Annotated in this window: 15 protein-coding genes and 1 pseudogene; 7 read left to right on the top strand and 9 right to left on the bottom strand. The window is 34.2% G+C overall.

Annotated features, from left to right (window positions below):
- Positions 1 to 90: 90 nt before the first annotated feature.
- Entirely contained in the window at positions 91 to 2,361 is a 2,271-nt protein-coding gene (locus QLQ94_RS03080; RefSeq protein ID WP_271338388.1) for a cation:proton antiporter, read from the top strand.
- 443 nt (positions 2,362 to 2,804) lie between these two features.
- Here the strand turns inward: QLQ94_RS03080 and QLQ94_RS03075 are convergent, their stop codons facing one another.
- From QLQ94_RS03075 to pyrH, 3 genes are all read right to left on the bottom strand, one after another.
- Entirely contained in the window at positions 2,805 to 5,297 is a 2,493-nt protein-coding gene (locus tag QLQ94_RS03075) for a DUF5686 family protein (RefSeq protein WP_271338389.1), read from the bottom strand.
- A gap of 117 nt (positions 5,298 to 5,414) precedes the next feature.
- Entirely contained in the window at positions 5,415 to 5,978 is a 564-nt protein-coding gene (gene frr, locus QLQ94_RS03070; RefSeq protein WP_271338390.1) for a ribosome recycling factor, read from the bottom strand.
- A 76-nt stretch (positions 5,979 to 6,054) separates the two neighbouring features.
- On the bottom strand, positions 6,055 to 6,762 hold the full coding sequence (pyrH, locus tag QLQ94_RS03065; RefSeq protein WP_072964316.1) for a UMP kinase: 708 nt from the start codon (positions 6,760 to 6,762) through the stop codon (positions 6,055 to 6,057).
- A gap of 190 nt (positions 6,763 to 6,952) precedes the next feature.
- On the opposite strand from pyrH, the gene QLQ94_RS03060 reads away from it, so the two are divergent.
- Positions 6,953 to 7,570: a thioredoxin family protein gene (locus QLQ94_RS03060; protein ID WP_271338391.1), complete on the top strand. Its 618-nt coding sequence runs from the start codon at positions 6,953 to 6,955 to the stop codon at positions 7,568 to 7,570.
- 425 nt (positions 7,571 to 7,995) lie between these two features.
- On the opposite strand, the gene QLQ94_RS03055 is transcribed toward QLQ94_RS03060, so the two are convergent.
- The 5 genes from QLQ94_RS03055 to QLQ94_RS03035 all read right to left on the bottom strand — a co-directional run bounded on the left by QLQ94_RS03055 (position 7,996) and on the right by QLQ94_RS03035 (position 11,512).
- Positions 7,996 to 8,526: a hypothetical protein gene (locus QLQ94_RS03055; protein WP_271338392.1), complete on the bottom strand. Its 531-nt coding sequence runs from the start codon at positions 8,524 to 8,526 to the stop codon at positions 7,996 to 7,998.
- Positions 8,527 to 8,673: 147 nt separating this feature from the next.
- Positions 8,674 to 9,363 (bottom strand): tRNA pseudouridine(55) synthase TruB, encoded by a 690-nt coding sequence (gene truB / locus QLQ94_RS03050; RefSeq protein WP_271338393.1) that lies wholly within the window; start codon positions 9,361 to 9,363, stop codon positions 8,674 to 8,676.
- The gene (locus tag QLQ94_RS03045) at positions 9,363 to 10,160 is read right to left on the bottom strand and encodes an undecaprenyl-diphosphate phosphatase (protein WP_271338394.1); all 798 of its coding nucleotides are present in this window, start codon (positions 10,158 to 10,160) and stop codon (positions 9,363 to 9,365) included. Before QLQ94_RS03045 ends, truB begins: the two co-directional genes overlap by 1 nt.
- A 105-nt stretch (positions 10,161 to 10,265) precedes the next feature.
- The gene (locus QLQ94_RS03040) at positions 10,266 to 10,520 is read right to left on the bottom strand and encodes a DUF3098 domain-containing protein (protein ID WP_271338395.1); all 255 of its coding nucleotides are present in this window, start codon (positions 10,518 to 10,520) and stop codon (positions 10,266 to 10,268) included.
- Between the two features lie 116 nt (positions 10,521 to 10,636).
- The gene (locus tag QLQ94_RS03035) at positions 10,637 to 11,512 is read right to left on the bottom strand and encodes a cell division protein FtsX (protein ID WP_271338396.1); all 876 of its coding nucleotides are present in this window, start codon (positions 11,510 to 11,512) and stop codon (positions 10,637 to 10,639) included.
- Between the two features lie 596 nt (positions 11,513 to 12,108).
- Here QLQ94_RS03035 and leuS point away from each other — a divergent pair.
- Together leuS and QLQ94_RS03025 are read left to right on the top strand one after the other, a co-directional pair.
- The gene (gene leuS / locus QLQ94_RS03030) at positions 12,109 to 14,976 is read left to right on the top strand and encodes a leucine--tRNA ligase (RefSeq protein ID WP_271338397.1); all 2,868 of its coding nucleotides are present in this window, start codon (positions 12,109 to 12,111) and stop codon (positions 14,974 to 14,976) included.
- A gap of 364 nt (positions 14,977 to 15,340) precedes the next feature.
- Positions 15,341 to 16,974 (top strand): annotated as a pseudogene (locus QLQ94_RS03025) (IS1182 family transposase).
- A 71-nt stretch (positions 16,975 to 17,045) separates the two neighbouring features.
- Here QLQ94_RS03025 and QLQ94_RS03020 read toward each other — a convergent pair.
- Positions 17,046 to 17,444: a hypothetical protein gene (locus QLQ94_RS03020; RefSeq protein ID WP_271338398.1), complete on the bottom strand. Its 399-nt coding sequence runs from the start codon at positions 17,442 to 17,444 to the stop codon at positions 17,046 to 17,048.
- A 163-nt stretch (positions 17,445 to 17,607) separates the two neighbouring features.
- On the opposite strand from QLQ94_RS03020, the gene QLQ94_RS03015 reads away from it, so the two are divergent.
- The 3 genes from QLQ94_RS03015 (at position 17,608) to QLQ94_RS03005 (ending at position 21,021) form a co-directional block, all read left to right on the top strand.
- Positions 17,608 to 19,611: an ATP-binding protein gene (locus tag QLQ94_RS03015; protein WP_271338399.1), complete on the top strand. Its 2,004-nt coding sequence runs from the start codon at positions 17,608 to 17,610 to the stop codon at positions 19,609 to 19,611.
- Positions 19,604 to 20,239: a response regulator transcription factor gene (locus QLQ94_RS03010; protein ID WP_271338400.1), complete on the top strand. Its 636-nt coding sequence runs from the start codon at positions 19,604 to 19,606 to the stop codon at positions 20,237 to 20,239. The genes QLQ94_RS03015 and QLQ94_RS03010 overlap by 8 nt, the downstream gene beginning before the upstream one ends.
- Positions 20,240 to 20,334: 95 nt before the next feature.
- Positions 20,335 to 21,021 carry a zinc metallopeptidase gene (locus QLQ94_RS03005; protein ID WP_271338401.1) on the top strand — a complete coding sequence of 229 codons (687 nt, stop codon included), beginning with the start codon at positions 20,335 to 20,337 and terminating at the stop codon, positions 21,019 to 21,021.
- The last annotated feature ends 944 nt before the right edge of the window (positions 21,022 to 21,965 follow it).

Genomic DNA, 21,965 nt, shown 5'->3' with positions numbered 1-21,965 from the left:
GTTACATACATTGAAAATTAGATTTAAAATTTCTTTTTCACTTAATTCTCACTTCTGATATTTGCACCATTAAAATCAAAAAAACGAGTTATGAATAACATTAAAAACTCCTTATTTTACGTTACTGTTATTGGTGGTTTTACCGCTTTGATATATTGGGTAATCTCAAAAGGTGCTGCACTTGAAGTGGGGCGAGGAATCGTTCAGAAAAAAATAGTAGGCAATCATTGGAATGATTTTTTAAATTCGATGGTAGAGAATCTGCAGCATCCTCTGGCTATTTTATTGGCGCAAATTGTGACTATTATTTTGGTAGCGCGTTTGTTTGGATGGGTTTTTAGAAAAATAGGACAGCCATCTGTAATTGGAGAAATGATTGCAGGTATTGTTTTAGGGCCCTCTTTAGTTGGAATGTATTTTCCGGAATTTTCAGCGGCATTGTTTCCAAAAGAATCTTTAGGGAATTTACAATTCTTAAGCCAAATTGGTTTAATCCTTTTCATGTTCGTGATTGGAATGGAATTGGATTTGAAAGTATTAAAAAACAAAGCACACGATGCTGTAGTTATAAGTCACGCAAGTATTGTAATCCCTTTTGCCCTGGGTCTGTCATTAGCTTATTTCATCTATCATACTTTTGCTCCGGTTGGAGTTGAGTTTGCATCGTTTGGTTTGTTTATGGGGATTGCCATGAGTATTACTGCATTTCCGGTGTTAGCGAGAATCGTGCAGGAGCGGGGCATGCAAAAAACAAAACTGGGAACCATTGCCATAACTTGTGCTGCGGCAGATGATATTACGGCTTGGTGTATTTTGGCAGTGGTAATTGCAATTGTAAAAGCAGGTTCATTTACAAGTTCTTTGTATGTAATAGGTTTGGCTATTTTGTATGTAATTGTCATGCTAAAAATAGTTCGCCCGTTCCTGAAACGAGTTGGAGATTTAAATTCAACTCGCGAAAGTCTGAATAAACCCGTAGTTGCTATTTTCTTTATAACACTTCTGTTCTCTTCTTATGCATCAGAATTAATTGGAATTCATGCTTTATTTGGCGCTTTCCTTGCAGGAGCAATTATGCCGGAAAACAACAAATTCAGAAATATTTTTATCGAAAAGGTTGAAGATGTTGCTATCATTGTTCTATTACCATTGTTCTTTGTGTTTACAGGTTTACGTACGCAAATAGGTTTGCTAAATGATCCTTATTTATGGAAAGTTACTGCTGTAATTATTGCTGTTGCAGTAGCAGGGAAATTCTTAGGAAGTGCTTTTGCTGCGAAATTCGTGGGGCAAAGCTGGAAAGATAGTTTGGCGATTGGAGCTTTAATGAATACCCGTGGTTTAATGGAACTGGTGGTTTTGAATATTGGTTATGATTTGGGAGTTCTTTCTACAGAGATTTTTACCATGATGGTAATTATGGCTTTAGTGACGACATTTATGACTGGTCCGGCTTTAGATTTTATAGGTTTTATTTTTAAGGATAAAATACCTGCGGTTCCGGAAGAAATTGGGAATAAAAGCAAATACAAGATTTTGCTTTCGTTTGCAACTCCTGAAAAAGGTAAAGTATTATTGAAAATCGCTAATAGTCTGGTTAAGAAACAAGGTGATAATTCGATTATAACAGCAATGCATTTGTCATTAAGTACAGAGATACATTCATTTGATATAAAAGATCATGAACGTAAAATGTTAGTTCCTATAATAGAAGAATCAGAGCGTTTAAATCAAAACATGGTGAGTGTTTTTAAGGTGACAAATGATATTGATACTGATATTATAGATACTGCGAACCAAGGCGAATATGATTTATTGTTAGTGAGTCTGGGACAATCTATTTTTGACGGAACGTTGCTTGGAAAGATTCTTGGTTTTACAACCCGAATCGTAAATCCGGACCGTTTGATCGATAAGTTTACCGGAAAAGAAGGTTTGTTCGAGAATTCTCCTTTTGATGAAAGAACACGTCATATCATTGCAAAAAGCAAAATGCCGGTTGGTATTTTTATCGATAAGGATTTAGAAGAAGTGAATCAGGTTTTTATGCCGATTTTTAGTAAAGAAGATTCTTTTCTTATTGAATATGCTAAAAAACTAATCAATAATAATGGTTCTCAGATTACGGTTCTGGATGCAAGTGGCGAAGTAAAAAACACCAGGGATATTCAGGAAACGATTCGTTCGATCGAGCAAATTGCACCCAATCATATCATGATTATGCACGACAGAACAATTAAGAAAGAGTTTTTGGAAAATCAGAATTTGATGATTATTAGTTTAGACAGTTGGAAAAAACTAATAGAATCTCAAAGTACATGGTTGAATAATACACCTTCGGTTTTGATTTTGAAACCATAAAGGTTTTAAATTACAATATTTTAAAATTCCAAATTCCAATTTTATGATTGGGGTTTGGGATTTTTTTTGTTGCGGTTTTTTGCTGGTATAACGTGATATTGTAGAAACCTTGTCAAAGTTCAAAACTTTGACAAGGTTGTTTGATATTAAATATTGTCATTTGGATTGCGAGATGGCACGCGGATGATACGGATTTGCTAATACGAAAGCACGGATTTACGCGGATTTCTTCTGTTGTGTTATTCGTGTTTTTTGTCATCTCGACCGGAGGGAGAGATCACACTCGCAGATCGACAAAGATTGCCGATATTCTGAAAAAGAATATCCTGGCCCTGATAGAAGCGGTATTCTTTTACTTGCTTCTTTAAAGGAAAAGATACAAGTGTATAGCAGGAATAGCTCCTGAAGATTCTAAATAAACTTAAAATATTGAAATTTCAAACCTAAAGTCCCAAATCTAATACATAAGAAATCTTAACGGCAATATTGTCTTCCAATTTCAATAGCTGATTTGGTCCGTATCGATAGAAACCTCCTAAACCAAAACCTTTGTAGATTTTGTTTAGTTCGATTCCGGATTCAAAGAAGCCCCTGTCAAGAGTTTTGTAAGTTGGTCCAACATGCTGCTCAGGATTTTTCATATTTCCCCAGGCCATTCTGGTTACTAATACTAATGAAGGGCGGACTTTTTTGAGGATTCTGATTCGGTCAAATCCATGTTTGATCTGGAAAAAGATATATTGACTCGAGAAAAACTCATTAAAATACATGGTTTCAAAACTGTTTCTGCCTGCAAAAGTAATACGCTGAACCACGGTTTCTTTTGTTAGGTTATTTGGCATCGTGTTGTATAAATGGGTAAGTGGTACGTCGCCCATTGCATATCCTCCTTGCAACAGCAAACTTGTTTTTTGACCGTTTAAGTATTTCTTTTCATATTCGGTTTTAAAATCCACTTTGCCAAATGTAAAATCATTTCCTAAAACATTAGGTAAGGATTGTGTGTACTGAAAGGTAAATCTTGGAAATCTTTTGTCTGACTCGGTTCTTCCGGTTGGAGTTTGCATAAAATCGCTAAATGGCGCCCATACAATCGAAACCATTGCCGTTGTCATTACGTAATCAGAATACAATTTTCCGTCGTAATTAAAAAGATAGTCAAATTGAGGTTCGACATAAGTTCTGGCTAATTCGAAAACAGCTTCGGTTTTTGGAATAATTTTAGACTGAACATTTGCTTTCCATGCGACATATTTATAAAAAGTACTAATGTTGATTGGGCGCGGATCATAAATTTTGAAAACACGTTTATCAACTGCAAAAACAGTACTTGCAATTTCCCTGACATCATCTGTGTAATATCCGTTTACCCAGGTATTGCTGCTTTTATCCAGTAAAACTCCCGTTCCTAAACTGTATTTGACTTCGCCATCTTTTGTTCCGTAAGCAGAATATCCTTCGATTCTGAAATTTTTAGAAAAACGATCATTTGTGATGCCGCCAAGTCCCAGTCTAAAACCTTCGTAGTTATTGTAACTTACAATTTTTTTCAGATCAAGATCAATAGGGCCAATCGGGATATAACCATTGATTATTTTTCGTCCAAATCCTAAACGGCTTTCGATTCTTTTCTTCATCGAAAGACTATCGATCAATTGATATGTTTTCTGGCTTTTTAAGTCCAGGCTTTCTTTTCGGTATTGATTCCAGAATTCTTCCGGTTTTTTATTGGCATCGTCCTTAATTTCCATATAAAGTGCCGGATTCTTTATAGGTGTATTTGTGTTGTAGTGAATGTCGAAATTATTACTTTCTGATAGCAGATAGGTAAAATCTGATGCTGATTTTTTTCTAGGCTCAAAATTGTCTTCGACATCACCATCAAACTGAATTGTTCCGCCCAGAATTTTAATATCATCGTCATTCTTTCCTTTTACAATTTTGAATGTCGTATTGCTCTGAAACCATACTTTTTCGCTTGGTACATATTCAAATTCGTGAATTCCGCTAATGTCCAGAACCCCTTTTATGCGCATTACGGCTTTCGCTACAGCAAAATTTTCCTGATCTATATATAAGACACCTTCTAAGCCGGATGATTTCCTTTTTTGCTTGTTTTTAAAGTAAATCATATAAGTTTCGCGGCCTTTTATGTTTACAGTGTCAAGTATTTTATAGTTGTAATTTGTTGGGGCACCGTTCGAAATGGGATTTTCATATTTGGTTTCAAACAGTTCGTATTTATTATCATAAATAGATATTGACTGCAGATTGAAAGCAATAACCTCATAGATGGGATTTTTGAATCCGGCCATTTTTGTTCCCAGGATGGTTTCCTTAAGCTTGTTGTTTCCAAACTGATATTGGGATACTTTTTCGGTTTGAAACAAATGCTGCTTGATAATGATCTCTTTAAATTTATAATCTGAAGAGTCTACATTAACACGTTTTTTATCGAAATCTTTATAAGCTGCTGTAGAATCAATTCTGCCATCGATAGAATCCGGATTAGCCGTTACGATAAGTTTGTTGTAGCTTTTGTATTCAAAACTGCTGAGCCTTTTTTGTGGATTGTTTTTGTTTTTATTTTCGATTACTTTTTTTATAATCGTTAAGGCAGGATTTTCATTAGAAATAACGACTTCTTTTAGATCATCTGTTTTTTGAGAAAGCAGAATCGAATAATACCTTTTGTTGGTAATGGCAATATTTTTTGTTTGAAAACCAATATAAGATACAGAAAAACTACTTGCGTTAGCAGAAGGTTTAAAAATAAATTTTCCGTCGACATCTGTAATTGTATTGATGTTGTCTGATGTTGTGATCGTAGCAAAAGGAAGCGGTTTATTGTTGGAATCAGTTACAATTCCGTTTATTTGAAATTGCGCTTGAATAGATAGCGTGAAAAACAAAGACAATAAACAAAATAGCTTCATACAGAATGTTATAGTTTCGAAAACGAAAAGAATATGATTTTGGTATGCAAAAATAGGAATAAAAAAATCCGCTTAGTAATAATTTAACTAAACGGATTTTGTTTTGTGTTCGAACGATTACACTTTCATGATTTCGGCTTCTTTTGTTGCCAATAATTCATCTATTTTTTTGATATAAGTATTCGTTAGGGTCTGTACCTGCTCTTCTGCAGATTTACAAATGTCTTCAGAAGTTCCCTCTTTTTCTAATTTTTTAATGTCTGAATTAGCATCTTTACGTACATTACGCACACCAATTTTTGCATCTTCGGCCTCTGTTTTTGCTTGTTTTGCTAAATCTCTACGACGCTCCTCTGTCAAAGGCGGAACGCTGATGATAATTAGGTCACCATTATTCATTGGGTTAAAACCAATATTAGCCACCATAATTGCTTTTTCGATAGTTTGCAGCATGTTTTTCTCGAAAGGCTGCAAAGTAATTGTTCGGGCATCCGGAACACTTATTTTTGCTACTTGCGAAAGCGGTGTTGCTGATCCGTAATAATCTACAAAAACACTTCCCAGCATTGCCGGAGAAGCTTTTCCTGCACGAATGTTAAGAAATTCTTTCTCTAAATGCGCAATCGAACCATTCATTGATTCTTCAGTACTATCTAATATAAATTCTATTTCTTCAGTCATTATCTTTAAGTTTTCAGTTTTCATTCTCAGTTTTCATTTCATGTCGGCAATTGCGACAGTAAACAGTTACTGATGACTATATATTAACTACGGTTCCTATGTTATCGCCTTCACAAATTTTCAATAAATTTCCAATTTTGTTCATATCAAAAACAACGATTGGCAATTTGTTTTCCTGACTTAATGTAAACGCGGTTGTATCCATTACGTTTAATCCTTTTTTAAGGACATCTTCAAACGAAATAAAATCGAATTTTACTGCTGATGCATTTTTTTCAGGATCAGAATCGTAAACACCATCAACGCGGGTTCCTTTTAAAATTACATCTGCATTAATCTCAATACCTCTTAAAACGGCAGCAGTATCAGTTGTAAAATATGGATTTCCTGTTCCTGCACCAAAAATTACAATTCTTCCTTTCTCAAGATGACGATCTGCTCTTCTTTTAATATAAGGCTCTGCAATAGATTCCATTTTTAAGGCAGTCTGCAAACGGGTTTTCATTCCGTTTTCTTCAAGAGCCCCTTGCAATGCCATTCCGTTTATAACCGTAGCAAGCATTCCCATATAATCACCTTGTACTCTATCCATACCGGCACTTGCACCAGCAACGCCTCTAAAAATATTTCCTCCTCCAATAACAATAGCAATTTCGACTCCTTTGCTGTGAATTTGCTTAATTTCTTCAGCATATTCGGCTAATCTTTTAGGGTCAATTCCGTATTGTAAATCACCCATCAAGGCTTCTCCACTCAGTTTAAGAAGAATTCTTTTATATTTCATGTGTTGTTGCGTTAATTTGTGCAAATATAGACATATTCTGATTTTTAAAAATAATGTTTTCAAAAAATTAATTGTTCTTTTAGTTATAAATTTATAGTGATTTTTTAAAGGATTTTTTGAATGTGATAAAAGTCATTCTTTGAGTCTCCTTGAAATTCGTATTTTTATGCAATTCAAAAATCAAACAAATATGAAAAGTAGTATCGCCAAAGCATTATTTAGGAGTCATACGTATCCGGAATATCGAAAATTAGTAGCTGATTTATTATTGGATGGAAAATCAACCGGGAACGAACAATCTGAAAGTTTAACCAATTATAGTAAGTTAAATGACGCCAGAATGAATAGGCTGGACAAAACGGTAAAAATTACCGATGCTATTATTTCGAGAATAGAAAAACTGGAGCACAAATATATTTGGCTTGTAATTTCTGAAGGCTGGTGCGGAGATGCGGCTCAGATCCTTCCGGTTATTAATAAAATGGCTTTGGCATCGCATAAAAAAATAGATCTTCGAATTGTACTGCGAGATGAAAATGAAGGGTTAATGAATGAATATCTAACAAACGGTGCAAGAGCAATCCCTAAGGTGATAATTATTTGTAAAGAGGCCGGGATTGTTCGTGCAGATTGGGGACCAAGACCAAGAGGAGCATCTGAATTAATCGCAAATTATAAAAAAGAATTTGGTGTACTTGATGAAAAAATCAAAACTGATTTGCAATTGTGGTATTTAGCAGATAAAGGAATATCAGTTCAGGAAGAACTCACGGAAATAGTCGAAAACATTCAATACGGTCGATTATAGTTTTTGTAATAAAAAAATAATACGATCTGTTTGTTTTGTGGTAATGTGTTGGTTGTAAATATGGTATGTTCTAAAAATGTATTGAATATTTTTTTTACCTTAAATATTTTTGTAACTTAGTAATATAATCCCACTTCTATTATTTACTTTCCGATTTGCTCTTTTTATTGGTGTTTATTGAATGTCTAACAATTTAAAACACACTATTATGAAAAAGTTATTCGAAAGGTTTTATGATTTTATTTCAGGTTTGTTGTTTGGAGGGAAAAATGTATCTCATTATTAACTGCTCCGAAAAAAAAAGACACGTTATGCAATAAAACTACTTTATTTTAGAAGTTGGCACATTACTATTGTTTAATTGTAATGTGCTTTTTTTATTATCAGACTTGAATAGTTGCTCTTTAAAAACCGCTCAGGGAATCTTAAAAGCTAATTACAGAAATACCAAAACTGAAACTGCCTACAGTTTTATAGTCATAAAGAGGGTAACCAAAATCGGCTAGTTCTATAAATAATGTTTTATCATCTCCTGTAAGGCCAATTCTGGCTTTTTTGTATGTGCCGCTCAGATCACCCCGGCCCAGAGCAAAACTTTTCCCGTAACCTACTTGCATGGTAATTCTGGTGCTTTCTGCAATTTTAGGGCTTAATCCAAAATTAAGATAAACCGGAACAGCTACTAACTTTTCATTCCATTTCCAGTCAAGGCCACTATGAATCCCCAGAGTTACCCATTGATTATAATGAATGCCGTAACCTAGTTTTGAACCCAAGCCATCTGGCATGAGCCAAGGTTGTTTGTCGCCTTCATATTTAGGAGCGTCACCGTAATCAGGATTTCCTGTTATTGAAGCATTAACTTCAAATTGAATGTAAGTAAATTTTCTTTCCTGTGCGTAAATCGTCGTGGTGATGTAGAAAAAAGTAAAAATCGTTAATAAACAATATTTCATAAAATTGATTTAGGCCTGTCTTTGCTCTGAAATATTTTATTTCAAAAAGCTTAGAATTAGCAAAATTATTTTGTGAAAGATATTTAAAAAATCGAGATAATTAGTATAGGGTATAAAAGATAAATTTTGATAGATAAAAAGTTTTTTTTACTGTAAACTTTCCTCGAATAATGTAACATCGATGGCATTTGTAACATCGTAATCGCCAATTTTTGTTCGGCGTAAAGCAGTTAAATGAGAACCTGAATTCATTGCTTTCCCAAAATCAAAAGCCAGTGAACGGATATAAGTTCCTTTACTGCAAACGACTCTAAAATCGATTTTCGGCAAAGCAATTCGTATAATCTCAAATTCGTGAATGGTAGTTTTTCTACTTGCAATTTCTACAGTTTCTCCGGCACGTGCGTGTTCGTATAAGCGAACACCATCTTTTTTGATCGCAGAGAAAATAGGTGGTTTTTGATCGATTTCGCCCAAAAACTGTTTTACTGTTTCATGAATCAAAGCTTCGTCAATATGTGAAGTTGGAAAAGTTTCGTCAATTTCTGTTTCCAGATCATACGATGGAGTAGTGGCCCCAATATAAAAAGTCCCTGTATATTCTTTAGCCTGACCTTGTAATTCAGTAATTCTTTTGGTGAATTTTCCTGTACAAATCAATAATAATCCGGTTGCCAGAGGATCTAATGTTCCGGCATGACCAATTTTGAACTTTTTAGGAAGTCCAACTTTATTGATCAATAGGTATTTTAGTTTATTGACAGCTTGAAACGAACTCCATTTTAAAGGTTTGTCTATCAATAAAATTTGTCCGTTTAAATAATCTTCAGGCGTCATTATAGTATGGTAAGAGGATGAAATAAAAAGTGAATCAATAGTAAAGTGATTCCTGCGATGATGCGGTAATAACCAAAAACTTTAAAGCCATTTTTAGTCAAAAATCCAATGAAAGTTTTAATAGCCAAAAGTGCTACAATAAATGCGACAACATTACCAATAACTAATAAATTGATTTGATCATGAGATAATTCGAATCCGGCTTTGTAGTAATCGTAACATTTTTTTGCAGTTGCACCTAACATAGTGGGCACCGCTAAAAAGAATGAAAACTCAGCAGCTGTTGTTCTGGACAGTTTTTGGGACATACCTCCCACAATACTCGCTCCGCTTCGTGAAACTCCCGGAATCATTGCCAAACATTGAAACATTCCAATTTTAAAAGCTTGCAGATAGGTTATTTCCTGAGATGTTTCGGCAGTATTTGGATTGTTGAACCAGTCGTCGACTTTCAGTAAGATGATTCCTCCTATCAAAAGTGAAACGGCAACCGTAATTGGGTTTTCTAATAATCCGTCGATAAAATCACTTAATAATAATCCTAAAACAACGGCAGGAATAAACGCAACTAAAAGTTTAAAATAAAAATCAAGTGTCTGAAAGAAACGTTTGAAATATAAAACTACTACAGAAAGTATAGCTCCAAGCTGAATAACAATTGTAAAAAGTTTGGTAAAATCTTCGTGAGCAATTCCAAAAAAAGAAGAGGCAATAATCATGTGGCCAGTTGAAGAAACAGGTAAAAATTCTGTAATTCCTTCAATTATGGCAAGAACAATAGCTTGTAATGTATTCATTGAATTTTAATTGTTAGATTGTCAGACTTCTCAGATGTCAGATTTTTTTAAAAGATTAATCTAATAACCTAAAGATCTAAGTTGTCTAAGCGGTCTAAAAAAAGTCTACTTAGATTTTTTGAAAATAGAATAAATCGTGATACCAAAACCAATTAAAACAGTTGTTGGAGCTAAACGAATACGTCTAAAGTTAAAAACATCTTCATTAAAGATATTTGGATCCTTGCTTCCTCCGCCTGACATTAAGATAAAACCTAATGCAATAACACCAATTCCTATTAATAAAATTTTATAGTTAATACCATCAAAAAGGAATTCTTGTTTTTGTGGCTGTTGTTCTGTATTGTTTATATTTTTCATTTTTGTTTTTTTGTAACCCTAATCAAAGTTTAGAGTATTTTATTTATTTGTCAACCTGAGTCAAGTCGAAGACTGTTTGTTTTTTTGTAAACTAAAAACCGTGACCGAATACTTTCTTAGTACAGATCGTCAGTTCTTAAGTTTAAGAATCGTTGTGTTGCAAAATGTGTACTTACCCAAGTAATTAAAACACCTAATCCGAAAACGGCCAATAATACGAATCCAATTAATACTTTGTCTTCTAAAATCCCTAATCCCGGGAAATTAGTTTCTACATACAATAAAACCCCAATCAATGCAATAATAGCCAATCCTGCACCAAGCATTCCTAGTTTTACACTACGCATTACAAATGGTTTACGGATAAACGATTTTGTTGCACCAACCATTTGCATGGTCTTAATGATAAAACGGTTTGAATGTATGGATAAACGTAGTGAACTATTGATTAATAAAACAGCGATAATCGCAAGGAAACCACTGATAATCAAAATCCACATACTCACTTTTTTGATGTTGTCATTAACCAGGTTTACCAATTGTTTGTCGTAAACTATATCTTCGATCATTGCGTTTTTACGCAATTTACTTTCGATTTTTAAGATACTGTCTCTTTCTACATAGTCTGCTTTCAGGTGAATGTCGTATGAATTCAATAAAGGATTTTCGCCCAAAAATGTAAGGAAATCTTCTCCAATAATATCGGTATGTTCTTTTGCCGCTTTATCTTTAGTAACATAAACATATGATCTTGCGAAAGGAGCCCTTTTTAATTCAGTATCGAATGCTTTTATTACACTATCATTAGCTTCATTTTTAAAGAAAACCGTCATGGCGATTTTTTCTTTAAAATCATTAGCCAGTTTTTTAGAATTGATAATGAATAATCCCAGTACTCCTAAAAGGAATAAAACCAGAAATACACTTAGTACAACCGAAAAATAAGAGGAAATTAACCTGCGCTTTTGAAATTTATCAAAGTTAGAACTCATAGTTTGCTTAAATTATGTGGTAAAAATAATAAAGTATTTCTTTATTTGAAGTTAATAACGACCAAAGTTTTAACTTTCGTACAATAAATGTAAATATACCAACTTATTAATTAATTGCAGGAAAACCGTAAGACTTCTTCAATTTACAATAATAACCTTTAGTTTTTAGTTTTTTTCTTTTCTTAAGAACTCATTTAGCAGCATTTGTAATTGAACTTGTTTTTCGAATATTTTCTAAAAGCCGGATTTTGCCCATTCCTAAAAAGGTTCATCAGTTTCCTCAATCCAAAGCAGGACTTCAACTGAATGTTTTTTATCGGTGCTCATCTGGTTCTTAGTTATTTGTAAAAGGGACTGTTTTACGTAAGTCGATTCTCTTAATAGTTTAAAATTAAAGTAAAAAAAGAATAATAACTACGTAGTAAAAACACAAACACAGGTGTTTTTACTTAATTAAAAATAAGTATTTTATTATTTTATTTGTTTGTCAGTGAAATAGCTTTGGTACAATCTGTAATAAATGTAAATTTGCGCCTTAATTCATTAAAGTGATAAAGCTTTAATCTTTATCATTCTGAACCTTTGAACCTTTTAAGATGAAATACAATCCGATCGAAATAGACGCTAAATGGCAAAAATTTTGGGCAGAAAACCAAACTTTTGCAGCAAAAAACAATTCTGACAAACCGAAGCATTATGTTTTGGACATGTTTCCTTATCCTTCAGGAGCGGGATTACACGTTGGGCATCCGCTGGGTTATATCGCTTCAGATGTTTATTCTCGTTTTAAAAGACATCAGGGTTTCAATGTTTTGCACCCAATGGGATACGATAGTTTTGGATTGCCTGCAGAACAATATGCAATACAAACGGGACAACGTCCGGAAGATACAACACGCGTAAATATTGACGGTGGAGTAGATAAAGAAGGAAAACAAATTGCCGGATATAGAAAACAATTAGATAAAATAGGATTTTCGTTTGACTGGAGTCGTGAAGTGCGTACTTCGAATCCTGATTACTATAAACATACACAATGGATTTTTATCCAGTTGTTTAATTCATGGTATTGCAAAAAACAAGGTAAGGCATTTGATATTTCAGAGCTTGTAAAAGTTTTTGAAGAGGAGGGTAATGTTTTGGTTGAGGCAGTTTGCGATGATAATGTTGCAATTTTTACAGCAACAGAATGGAATTCGTATTCTGATGATCAGAAAGAAAAAATCTTGTTGCAATACAGAATGACTTATTTAGCTGAAACCGAAGTAAACTGGTGTCCTGGTTTAGGAACTGTTTTAGCAAATGATGAAATTATAAACGGAGTTTCGGAACGTGGGGGATATCCTGTTATTCGTAAAAAAATGACACAATGGAGCATGCGAATTTCGGCTTATGCAGAACGTTTGTTGCAAGGTTTAAATGATATTGACTGGAGTGAATCTATCAAAGAATCACAAAGAAACTGGATAGGGAAATCTGTAGGTGCGATGGTTTCGTTCCATGTAAAAAATCATGACGAAGTTATTGATGTATTCACTACAAGACCTGATACAATTTTCGGGGTTACTTTTATGACTTTGGCGCCAGAACATCCTTTAGTTTCTAAAATAGTTACTGAAGAACAAAGAGGAGAAATTGAGGCTTATATCGAAAAAACAGCTAAACGTTCAGAGCGTGAGCGTATGGCCGATGTAAAAACAATTTCAGGTGTATTTACAGGAGCTTATGCAGAGCATCCTTTTACAAAAGAAGCAATTCCGGTTTGGATAGGAGATTATGTATTGGCAGGTTACGGAACTGGTGCTGTAATGGCGGTTCCTTGTGGAGACGAAAGAGATTATGCTTTTGCTAATTTCTTTAAAGGTCAAAACGGTATGCAGGAAATCAAGAATATCTTTGCGAATGTTGATATCTCTAAAGAGGCTTACGGTTCTAAAGACAATGTTGAAATTGCCAATTCTGATTTCTTAAACGGATTAAATTATAAAGCAGCAACTCAAAAAGCAATTGCTGAATTAGAAAAAATAGGACAAGGAACAGGAAAAACAAATTACCGTTTGCGTGATGCTGTTTTCTCTCGTCAGCGTTATTGGGGAGAACCTTTCCCGGTGTATTATGTAAATGGTTTACCAAAGATGATCGATGCGCAGCATTTGCCAATTATCTTGCCGGAAGTAGAAAAATATTTGCCAACCGAAGATGGTTTGCCTCCGTTAGGAAATGCAGCTGTTTGGGCTTGGGATACTAAAAATAATAAAGTTGTCAATACAGATTTAGTAGATCATGCAACGATTTTTCCATTAGAATTGAATACTATGCCAGGTTGGGCAGGAAGTTCATGGTATTGGATGCGTTATATGGATGCTCATAACGAAACTGAATTTGCCAGCAAAGAAGCATTGGCATATTGGGAAAGTGTAGATTTATATATTGGAGGAAGCGAGCATGCAACCGGACATTTACTATATTCTCGTTTCTGGAACAAATTCTTAAAAGACAAAGGTTTTGCTCCAACCGAAGAACCATTCAAAAAACTGATCAATCAGGGAATGATTTTAGGAACCACTGCATATGTTTACAGATTGGAAGGAACAAATACTTTTGTGTCTAAAAATAAAATTACAGATCAAAATGTTCAGCCAATTCGTGTCGACGTGAATTTCGTAAATTCTTCTGATGAATTAAATATCGAAAAGTTCAAAAATTGGAGAGAGGATTTTAAAACTGCCGAATTTATTTTTGATGAAAACGGAAAATACATTGTTGGTCGTGAAGTCGAAAAAATGTCGAAATCATATTATAATGTAGTGACTCCGGATGATATTTGTAATGAATATGGTGCTGATACATTGCGTTTGTACGAAATGTTTTTAGGTCCTTTAGAGCAAGCTAAACCGTGGAATACTGCCGGAATCTCAGGAGTTTTTGGTTTCCTGAAAAAATTATGGAAATTGTATTTTGATGAGCATAATGGTTTGGTTGTAAATAACGACGAACCAACAAAAGACAATTTAAAATCGTTGCATAAAACGATCAAAAAAGTAGCAGAAGATATTGAGAGTTTCTCTTTTAATACTTCAGTTTCTCAGTTTATGATTTGTGTGAACGAATTGTCGACACAAAATTGTCATTCAAGAGCAATCTTAGAACCGTTAGCGATTTTAGTTTCGCCTTATGCGCCACATATTGCTGAGGAATTATGGTCGCAATTGGGTCATACAACTTCAATTTCTGAAGTTGCTTTTCCTGTTTTTGAAGCAAAATATTTAGTGGAGACAAACAAAGAATATCCGGTTTCTTTTAACGGAAAAATGCGTTTCACAATCGAATTGCCTTTGGATTTAACCAAAGAACAAATCGAAGAAATCATCATGAAAGACGAAAGAACATTGAAACAGCTAGATGGTAAAACACCAAATAAAGTAATTATTGTTCCGGGGAAAATTATTAATTTGGTTGGTTAACCAAAATAAATTCCATCCCGATAGCTATCGGGATTAAAATTCCAAATTCCAACTTTGTTGGGGTTTGGGATTTTTTTTTGCGTCTATTTTGTCATCATGAGGAACGAAGGATCACATAAGAAATTCAACAAGTAAAATCGAAAGTCTTTGTTGAACTAAGCGTGCAATCCTTCGTTATTCAGGAAGATAATATTGTGAAACTTCGTTGGCTTTTTTGCCGCAAATTACCCGAAGTTAACACAAATAAGATTCGTGTTAATTTGTAGTGATAATTAGATGTAAAAGAGGCTGTCCGAAAAGTAATTTCGGGCAGTTTTTTTTTGTTTTACACATTGATTTTTCTTATATTTAAGTACTAAAATCAATGATTATGCAGCCAGTTTTTAAGCCTCATTCGGTTCACCAGCAAGATCTTTTTCCATTGAATTTAAATGATCTGATCCCAGAGAATCATTCTGCCCGATTAATAGACAGTGTTGTTGAACAGTTGGAAATTTCCGAGATTATATCACAGTTTAAAGGCGGTGGAAGATCCAGCTACCATCCTAAGATGTTATTGAAAATATTGTTTTACGGATATCTCAATAATACCTATTCCAGCCGAAAGCTGGCTAGAGCCGTGAAGGAGAATATATATTTTATGTGGCTCTCGGGAGGACTTCAGCCGGATTTTAGAACTATCAATGACTTTAGAGGAAAAAAATTAAAAGGGAATATCGAAAAACTTTTCAGCCAGGTCGTTCTGATGATGGTAGATTTAGAGCTCATTAGCCTGGAGAGACAATTTATTGATGGTACTAAAATAGAAGCCAACGCACATAAATACAGCTTTGTGTGGAAGAAAGCAGTTGAAAAACATAAAGACAGGCTTCAGGGAAAAATCGATGCTGTTCTGGCAGATATTGGTCAGGCTATCGAGTCAGACATTATGCATACTGATAACCAAACTGATACCAAGGTAGACAGTAAGAAATTAGAAGAAAAAATACACGAGATCAACCAAAGTGAAAAAAAGCAGAAGCTGAGTAAACAGCAGAACAAATCACTTCAAAAACTCGAGAAAGAACAGCTTGTAAAACTTAAAGAATATGAGAAACATCTCGAAATTCTGGGGGATAGAAACAGTTATTCGAAAACCGATACCGATGCTACTTTTATGCGCATGAAAGAAGATCATATGGGCAACGGACAATTAAAAGCGGGTTATAATATTCAGATTTCTACAGAAAATCAAATTATTACACATTACTCCACCCACCAGACTTCTACTGATTTTACCACATTAAAGACTCACTTAGAAGGATTCAAAAGCAACTACGGCAAACAATCTGCAAAAGTTATAGCCGATGCGGGCTATGGAAGTGAGGAAAATTATCAACTCCTTGAAGACAAAGAAATTGATTTTTTTGTTCCCTACAACATGTACCGTATCGAAGAGACCCGTAAGCATAAAAACAATTTATTCCACGCACAAAACCTGTTTCATAATAATGAGCAAGACTTTTTGGTTTGTCCAATGGGGCAGCAAATGCCTCGTATCTTTACTAAGAAATCAAAAACTACAACTGGTTTTGAACAGTATCATTCGGTATATGAGGCTTTAAATTGCGCAGGATGTCCTCTGCGGGGGCAATGCTTTAAAGCTAAGGGGAACAGACGGATAGAAATTAATCACAATCTTCAAAGACTGAAATTCAAGGCAAGAGAGAATTTAGAAAGTGAATTGGGCAGGGAAATTTATAGTAAAAGATGTATTGAACCAGAGCCGGTTTTGGTAACATCAAGCAAAACAAAGGATTTAAAAGATTTACACTTACCAAAACAGCCAAAGTAAATACTGAATTTGGCCTGATTGCTATTGCTCACAACTTTTCTAAATGGATCGCTAAAATCCGTTTGGGCAATTTTAACCTCATTTTTGATCTCGTAGAAGCTTTAGAAAAGTTTATAGAAGACCATTTTAGCCCAAATTTACATTTTTCAAGAAACACTCTGTAAATCTACTAGTATAATAAAAGAAAGAGGTCGTCTTTTCAGACAACCTCCCTTTTTTTTATTCTTATTGAGTATTATTTCACAAATACAAAAGAACCCGGAGCTGCTACAATAATCCCGTCGCTTGTTGCCTTTGCAGTTGTTTCTTTTTCTACTTTTCCGCCAACAATGATTTTTACAGTTATTGTTTGGTCAACAACACCGCCAAAACCACTTACTGTTATTCCCGCTCCATAAGTGTCTGCGCCAGCTGTAAATTCCTTAGTCCATGGTAATGAATTGATATCAGCGTTTTGTCCGCCATTACCAGATTCGGTATAAACTGTACTAAGTTTTCCGGTATAATTTCCGGTTACTTCATATTTAATGTCTCTTGAGCCTGATCCTGAATTGTTATCGTTATCGCTGCTGCAAGAAGCTACTGTAAAAGCAAGAGTCAGTACAATCGCTAAAGTTTTTAAAATAGATTTCATAATTTTTTTTAATATTAATAATAGTGTCTAACAAAATTAGATGCTTGAAAATGAAAGGGCAATACCTGATAAAGTGTATTTTGTATTACCTGATATCAGGTAAAAAGAGGTGGTTTTTTTTGGAATATTTTAAATTTTAATAAATTTGAGAAAATACCACTTTATGAAGAAAATTTACCTCTTTCTGATTTTTCTGCTTTTTTCTGCCACTTCATATTCACAAGTGATCCTTTCGTTAGATGATGATAGAACTTATATAGATAGTATTGCTGCGATTACTAAAAATGCTCATTCTGATAGTGTAAAAAGTATTTATAGCTTTAAATTGTCAAAATTGTATTTGATGATACAGGATGTTCAGAAATCAAAAGAATATTTACAGCAAGGGAATAGGTTAAAAACTAAATTTCCTTTTTTAAATGATGTAGCAATTTTCTATAATTCATATAGTTTTTTAGAAAAAGGTGATGTTGACGGATTCGAGAATGCTTTGCTTGAAGCAAATAATAAACTAAAGAAATACACTCATACCGAAGCTTACAAAATACGTGCTGTTGCGCTTCAAAATTACGGTGTCATGCAGCAAAGAAAGAATAATGAAAAAGGCTATATGAAAATATTAGTTCATGAAGCAATTCCTGCTGCTAAAAAAAGTGGTGATTCTGAGTTAATAAGTGGTTTGTACAAAGCGGTTGCTATAATTTTTATGAATAATAACGATCGCGAAAAAGCAAGTGAATATTTGCGTGATGCTCAATATTATATCGAAGTTACTACTAAAAAGTCACCCACTCTTATTGAGTCTAAGATGGAAACGTACATTATTAATGCTGAAAATTTAGTAGAGTTAAAAAGATTCTATGATGCGAAAAAGGTTCTGGATAAAGCATATGATAAATTACAAAATCATCCGGAGTCGAATTTAAATGATTCTTATTTTTATTCTGAAGGTTTGTATTATGGAAAACAAAATAAAAACGATAAAGCTTTAGAGAGTTTTGAAAAAGGTATAAAGTCAGCAGTAAAGCATCAGAATCAAATTGCTTTAAACAGATTGAAATTTGCGGAATACGAAGTGCTTTTTAAATTAAAAAACTTTGATAAAGCCAAAGCTAATCTGGAATATCTTCTTGAGAAAACTCCTTTTATTGTAGATCAAAAAAATTATTATAATGAGTTGTCGAAAGTTTATAATGCTACTAAAAATTATGATAAAGCTTATTTTTATTCTCATAAATACAATGTAATCAATGACAGTTTAAATGATACGAAATTTAAAAGTGAAATTGTAGAACTCGAAGCAAAGTATAAAAAGGCTGAAAATGAAAAAAAAATAACATTGCTACAATCACAAAACGAAAAAACAGCACTGCTGGTCAATAATAATCGGTTGAATTCTATTCTTTTTGCGGTGTTATCGGTACTCTTGTTTCTTATTGTTTTGTTTTTATGGATATTAAATAAAAATCAGAAAAAACTAAGTATTCAGAAAGAAATTAATCATGAGCAGGAATTGAGTGCACTGGAGAACCAGCAAAAATTATCGGTTTCTAATGCTCTGATTGAAGGAGAAGAGGTGGAAAGGAAAAGAATCGCCAGAGATTTACATGACGGACTTGGGAGTATGCTTTCCGGTTTAAAAATTCATTTAAAACTCGCGGAGAAAGAAAATGCGCTCAGTCCTGCAGAAATTAATACTTTGTTGGATAATTCGATTAAGGAATTGAGAAATATTTCGCAAAATTTAATGCCGGAGAGTTTGTTGAAATTAAGTTTAGAACATGCATTGAGAGATTTGTGTATGGCAAATTCAAATGCAAAAACAGAAATTGAATTTCAATATTTGGTGCAAAAACCAAATTTACCCAAAAATTATGAAATTGTGATTTATAGAATTATTCAGGAATTATTGATTAATGCTTTGAAATATGCCGATGCATCACAAATTTTAGTTTCTTGTTCTCAAAATAAAGATACTTTTTTTATTACAGTTGAAGATAATGGAATTGGGTTTGATGTTTTTGTAAAAAGTAACGGAATGGGTTTAAGAAATATTAAGAACCGTGTTGAGATTCTTAAAGGAAAATTAGAAATAGAAAGTGTTCTGCATAAAGGAACGTCTACATACATTGAATTAAAAGTAAAAAATGAAACATTAAATGGATAAGGTATATAAAACAGTAATTGTAGATGATCACCCAATTGTGATTTCAGGAATTTCAGGATTATTGTCGGATCTGGAGACAGTTGAAATTGTCGGTAAATTAGAATCCGGGGTTAAACTAGTTGATTATATCGAGGAGAATCAGGTTGACTTGATTTTGATGGATATCTTTTTACCTGTGATAAATGGGGTTGATCTTTGCAAGACAGTTAAGCAGAAATATCCCCGAATAATTATTATCGGAATGAGTAGTCAGTCTGAACGGAGTCTGGTGATGCAATTTATTCAAAATGGCGGAAATGGATATGTTCTAAAGAGCGCTTCGTTTGATGAGTTTAAAAGATGTATTAATAAAGCCATTGAGGGGGAAATTGTATTTAGCGATGAAGTCAAAACTATCATTAGCCAGCCCTCATCTGATGGTTTAGATCATATCCCGAGTCTTAGTAGGAGAGAAAAAGATATTACTTTATTGCTGTCAAAAGGTAAATCGACCCAGGAAATAGCCGATGAATTGTTTTTGAGTTTTCTAACTGTTCAAACACACAGGCGCAACATCCTGCAAAAGTATAAAACCAAAAATGTAGCTGAATTGATGGCTTTTCTATTGAAGAACAATCTGTTAAGTTGAGAAGAAGGGTGTGCCAAAATGACATTTTTTGAAATTGGTTCAGAATTTGCAATTTGTTTTGTAACTTTAATAATCAATCAAATAAAAATAAAAATATGGGAAGTGGATATTTAATTCTGGCCGGAGCAATTATGCTTTTCAGCTGGATGGTGAGTTCAAAGCTCAAAAGTAAATTTGAATTATACTCGAGAATACAATTAAGAAACGGAATGAGTGGTGCTGAAATCGCTAAGAAAATGTTGGCTGATAACGGGATTACTGATGTTCGTGTTATCTCGACTCCGGGGCAGCTAACAGATCATTATAACCCTACAGATAAAACAGTCAATTTAAGCGAAGCAGTTTATAATCATCGTAATGCTGCAGCGGCAGCTGTTGCAGCGCACGAATGTGGTCATGCTGTGCAGCACGCGATAGGATATGAATGGCTGACAATGCGTTCTAAATTAGTGCCAATCGTAGATATTGCATCAAATTATATGCAGTGGATTTTATTGGCAGGGATTCTTATGATTAGAGTTTTTCCGGGTTTGTTACTAATAGGAATTATCATTTTTGCAGTGACGACATTATTCTCGATAGTGACTTTGCCTGTAGAATATGATGCGAGTAACAGAGCGCTGGCCTGGTTAGAGAACAAACATATGCTGACACAAGAAGAGCAGGCAGGAGCAAAAGATGCGCTAAAATGGGCAGCAAGAACCTATTTGGTAGCTGCTATAGGATCGATTGCAACGTTGTTGTACTATATCTCGATTTATTCAGGAAGCAGAAGGAATTAATTTTTTAATTAGATAATTTATAAGCAAACCCGACAGGTTGAAAAACCTGTTGGGTTTATTGTTGTGTGCCCAGCATGGGCGGTAACTCTAGGGTGTAAGTCCCGAAAACGCCTTTACAGTGGGAAGTGTTAGCTGAATGCAAGGGTGTCCATTGCGTTAGTGGAATCTGACGGAAGCAGTAGGCAAACTCTTGACCTGACGAACAGAAACTATATAAAAGGCCAAAGATGTTGGATAAGGTTGCAACACAAACTGAAGTCCAAAACTGTACGGAAACGTGATGGTAAATATAGCAGGTATATGAGAGGAAAGTTGTCGTTCTTACCTGGGGAGGTCTTATAGACATAGGGGGAGTTTTTTTTTAAGAAAAGCACTTATGGATAACAATTGCTATAAGAAGTCAGCAGAGGTCATAGTAGGTACTGTAAATGAGTACCGAAGGACTGAACTTAATTAAGTGAGTAGTAAATGAATGTTACCTATGAAAGCACGAATGCAGAAAATATCAAGTAATTTGATAACTACCTTGGGAAGGATAGGACGGAATCCGACAGCTACCAAGGAGTGCAGACCTTTATTGGGATAACTGAAAATAACCTCACGGAAGTACTTTAGGTTAGGTATCTATCTTAAAATGTATCGTAAATTAAGAACCGCCTTGGTACGGATCCGTATGCCGGGTGGTGTGGAAGGTCGCCTAGGGAATTAATCCCTAGGCTCCTATCCGATTTTATTTATTGCTGAAGCTTAAAAAGATAAAAAGCAAAACCCAAATTCCTGATATAATATAAATAGAGTTTAGGTATTGTTTGTTTTCTGATTTATGATATCTGAAATAAAGAATTAGAGAATAAATTATACTCACCGGAATTGAAAGTAGAAATAATAAAAACCCTGGGCCTGGAGCGCAGACTCCACTTAGACTTCTTTTCTCTCCTATTAAT

Source organism: Flavobacterium sp. B114r, from assembly GCF_056824125.1.
This window is presented reverse-complemented; position numbering and strand designations above follow the sequence as displayed.